The sequence below is a fragment of the Aporhodopirellula sallentina SM41 genome, assembly GCF_000346505.1.
GTDB lineage: Bacteria > Planctomycetota > Planctomycetia > Pirellulales > Pirellulaceae > Rhodopirellula > Rhodopirellula sallentina.
This window is the reverse complement of record NZ_ANOH01000018.1, coordinates 1-3,449: the sequence shown is the minus strand read 5'-3', so window position 1 is coordinate 3,449 and position 3,449 is coordinate 1. Positions and strand designations below refer to the sequence as shown.

3 protein-coding genes are annotated in these 3,449 nt (G+C 55.1%); all 3 read right to left on the bottom strand.

Going from position 1 to position 3,449, the window contains the following annotated elements; genetic code table 11:
- Positions 1 to 427 precede the first annotated feature (427 nt).
- The gene (locus tag RSSM_RS00940) at positions 428 to 883 is read right to left on the bottom strand and encodes a hypothetical protein (protein WP_044300432.1); all 456 of its coding nucleotides are present in this window, start codon (positions 881 to 883) and stop codon (positions 428 to 430) included.
- A 130-nt stretch (positions 884 to 1,013) separates the two neighbouring features.
- Positions 1,014 to 2,069 carry an SMI1/KNR4 family protein gene (locus RSSM_RS00935; RefSeq protein ID WP_008673467.1) on the bottom strand — a complete coding sequence of 352 codons (1,056 nt, stop codon included), beginning with the start codon at positions 2,067 to 2,069 and terminating at the stop codon, positions 1,014 to 1,016.
- A gap of 945 nt (positions 2,070 to 3,014) precedes the next feature.
- Positions 3,015 to 3,434, bottom strand: coding sequence for a DoxX family protein (locus tag RSSM_RS00920; RefSeq protein ID WP_144059472.1), 420 nt, complete (start codon positions 3,432 to 3,434; stop codon positions 3,015 to 3,017).
- Positions 3,435 to 3,449 lie beyond the last annotated feature (15 nt).

The following is a 3,449-nucleotide window of genomic DNA, read 5'->3' as shown; positions in this document are numbered from 1 at the left end:
AATCGCAACCATCCCGAGCATCCATCCACGCGCAACGTGCCGCGTGTGTCGTCTGCCTGGCCTTCGGCCCCGCCGGTGACGCGGACACCAGGGAGCAGTTTAGCATGTCTTTTGTCAGGTGTTGAGATCAAGAAAACGAAGCGCGGTTGAACAACGCGTTCGGGTTCCAATGTTCGTCTGCGCAACTCTTCGTTAGCGCAACTTTCACGAGCGCATCTCGTACCGATAACGGCAGCGATCACCGAGTCCGGACGATAGATCTTCCATTTCAAAACCGCGCGCAAGCCGGACTTCGCGTGCATCGCATTGTTATCCCGCGTGCGCCGACGCTTTGAACGCATCAACAAAGTAACCACCACAGTCCGCCAAGAACGGCATAACTATGCCGCGTATCGTTAGCATCATTGGGGTGATGGTCCTATTGCATTCAGTCAATGTGGCGCGGGTCGCGGAACATTGTGAGTTGAAATATGAAAGGAACAATGAAGTAGGCTACGACGATGCCGATGATTACTCCGACACCGCCCGCGGCGGCAAGCATGTCAGGTCTGTTGGCATTGTCTTGCATGCTAAACATTACGCCGCCCCCAGCACCAAGAGCAATTAAGATTGGCCAGAATAGCCAAACCCAGATTCTCTTGGAACGCAGGCGACGACGGTAGGCCGCGACAGTTTCACCGGTATCGTCCCACGCAACTTCGCGTAACGGTACGGGCCCGCATTGGCAGCATACCGTACTACCCATTGTGAAAAAGTAGGGATTAGCGAGTCGGACAAAATCAAAGCCGCTGATTTCAGTAGCCTGTCCACATTGGCTGTGGGTGTAAGTTCGGCGATCGCGTTTGGTCGTCGTAATCTGGTGCTTGGGTTTTGTTTTTACCATAGCGTTCTTTGAAAGGAGGTGAGTTTAGCGGCATAACGGTAGGGTTCAGCGGGGCCGCGCGGAAGACTAACCACTTCGAAAACGTCCGCTCGCGGCCTCCGTTGCAACCCATGGTTCTGCCTTCTTTGCGTTAGAGATAGAGCCCCTCAGGTTTCTCCATCATCGAAATCATATTGTCGACGAGTTCCGCGCGGCGCTCAATGCCGGCATCACGAAATAGCCTAGCCAAGCGTGTGCCGAATGAACGTGCCGTCAGTCCGTATCGTTCGCGAAAGGACGTTGTTTCAAGCGCGGCACGATCACCAATGGAGATCCACATGAAAACGGCATCGAGAAATTGTCCACGTCGGTGATATTCGTCAACCATTGCAATCGACAATTCGATGTCGCGGCTTTCGGCGACACCAGTATCGAGAGTCAAGTCTTGAACGTTCTCCATGAACGGATCGTCGCGAAGAGAATCATCGGGTTCCTTGAGCTTCTGTAGCCACAGGAGCGTTTTGCGGGCCCAGTCGGGTCTAAAGGAACCTGGCAGAATGTGATCGGACCAGAAACAACCGCCCCAGAAAGCAAGCGGACAGAGTAGGGATTGGCGCAAGTGAATTGATGCCTGCGATTGCCGCCGAGTCCGCCGAAGCAGATACCCAAGGCCAAAGTGAGCAGCCCCATACTCCGGGAGTCGCTCGATCGCTCTGCGGTAGTGTGATTCCGCGTCGTCAAGCTCGTTCGCAGCGATCAGTTGGTCGGCGACGGCGCAATTTCGAAATGGGGAGTCAGGATCAAGCGTCAGTAGTTGTTTGTGGTCGTCGACGGCAACGACATCGGAAATGAAAACCGTAGGTCGCGGAACGTTTACGGCATCAAATGCCGATTCGAATTCGTATGTAAGCTTTCGGTCTTCGTCGCGGGCAAGTTGGCAACGCCCGGCGGAAGTGAGGTCGCCGTGCTCCGGGATCAAGGCATATGCATCATGGCTGCTGTACGCCACCATCGGAGGCCGATCTTCGCGTCCAATTGGCCAGTAGAATCCGTGATAGTCACCGTTTCCAGTTGCAGCGAAAGGGAAAAATCCGACAGGCGGGTAAACGATGGAATCGACGGTCGTTCGTGTTGGCGTGCCATCAGGGTAAGAACCACCTTCGACGTTGAGGATGTCATCGTCATAAACGGTGGGCATTTGCATCATGTGTCAAATCTTCAATGGCAGAACGTTCAGGATCACCGGGCGGCGGGAGTTCGGAAACCATTTGTGAAGATCAACCACCGCCGCTCCGTGTGCATCCGTTGGTTATCGCTCTTATCAGAGCCATTTGCAAAGGTGGCACCACGAACAGAGTGTAACATCAAGACCGAGGTCAAGTCTTTAAGGTGAAGCGGATTTCGCCGCGTTAGTTTTGATCGAGACTGTAGGCGTGGAAGCGAGATCGAGTAGATCGCCGAATGGAATGACAAAGGTATCGGTGCTAGCATAGTGTCGACGTTGAAGCGGAGTGATCAAAAGCGTTGGGTCAGAACAGCCTTCGGCCCCATGGGTGACAGCAACCATCAAACAGATGAGCCATCGCCGCTGGCGAAACTTTCGCGGGTCAAAACTAAGGTGCGATAACATCGGTGGTCACCGGGCAAACGCATGCCACGGATGGAAGCTTGTAAAAGGGCGATGCGTTTGCTCCGTGTGCACCACATGGTTATCCACGGCGCAAAATCGTACGCATTGAGCTCAGTCTAGAGCCCGACGATGTGCCAGACAAACGGCGTCTGCATCCGACCACGCGACAGACGGTGGGTCGTTCGCGCGATACCTGATGGTAGTTTGGATATGTGAACAAGTCAGAAACCTGACACGCGCATCAACAGGTTTCGGATCACCATGCGCATCGACGCACGCCACGAACGGCGAATAGTTCGTGCGAAACCCGGTGCTGAATCGGATTCATCGTCAAGCCAGACAATCGTCCGCGCAACGACACGTTGGTTTTTCACGCGCATCGACCACGCGAGTTCTGTCCGCGCCTCGACAGGCTGGATCACCACGCGCCACGCTGGATAACGTCCGGCGTCACCGGGCGGGGAGAGTAAAGTTGTCCATTTCAAACCCCGCCGCAAGCCCCGCTCCGTGTGCACGCCATGGTTATCCGTCCGCATGGGACTCGGTACGTTGGAGTTGGTCGTCGGGATCATCCTGTGTTTCGGATGCCGATGGCGACGTGAATACAGCGAAAAGCAACCAGTTGCCGCCGACCATCAGGTAAAGTCCAGCGACCAAGTAGGGAAGTCCGCCGGCGGCCCATCCGGCTGAGTGCGGGTCAATCGCGACGTCGTATCCCGACTCAGCATAGGCCTGTGTTTGGAACGTGTTCTGAATTAAACCGCCGAAGATTGAGCTAAGGCCGTCGACGAAGAACATCACGCCGAGCAAGCGAACACCGAGTTGAGCATAGGGCAGCAGCGAAGCTTTATGCGTGCGGTCCATGTCGACGCTCGGGTCTTCGTTCGGCATCGCAGGTGGATGGTAGGGCTGGCTAGTCAATGCAGGATCGGGTTCGGGCAAGATTCAGTCGGATAA

Coding starts and splice junctions, on each gene's coding strand:
- RSSM_RS00940 (WP_044300432.1), bottom strand. CDS start 883: ATGGTAAAAACAAAACCCAAGCACCAGATTACGACGACCAAACGCGAT.
- RSSM_RS00935 (WP_008673467.1), bottom strand. CDS start 2,069: ATGATGCAAATGCCCACCGTTTATGACGATGACATCCTCAACGTCGAA.